General features: G+C 37.4%; 1 protein-coding gene. It reads left to right on the forward strand.

The window, feature by feature from the left end; all coding sequences use genetic code 11:
• A partial coding sequence (tnpA, locus tag ADI86_RS07075; protein ID WP_049532355.1) for an IS200/IS605 family transposase occupies positions 1-342 on the forward strand: 342 nt, incomplete at both ends.

The following is a 342-nucleotide window of genomic DNA, read 5'->3' on the forward strand; positions in this document are numbered from 1 at the left end:
CAAATGGATGTGCAAATATCATATAGTTTTTACACCTAAGTATCGCCGTAAGGCGATATATTACAAAGTCAGGTCGGATTTGATAGATATTATTAAACATCTATGCCGTTGTCGTGGCGTGGAGATTATCGAAGGTCATATGATGCCAGATCATGTACACCTGCTTGTACTGATACCTCCCAAACTTTCGATTTCCGATTTTATGGGGTATCTCAAGAGTAAAAGTGCATTGATGATATTTGATAAGCACGCTAATTTAAAATATAAGTATGGAAATCGAAAGTTTTGGGCTAGGGGATACTATGTAAGTACCGTTGGACTAAACGAAAAGACCGTAGCTAA

This window comes from Streptococcus pseudopneumoniae, from assembly GCF_001074975.1.
Lineage (GTDB): Bacteria > Bacillota > Bacilli > Lactobacillales > Streptococcaceae > Streptococcus > Streptococcus pseudopneumoniae_D.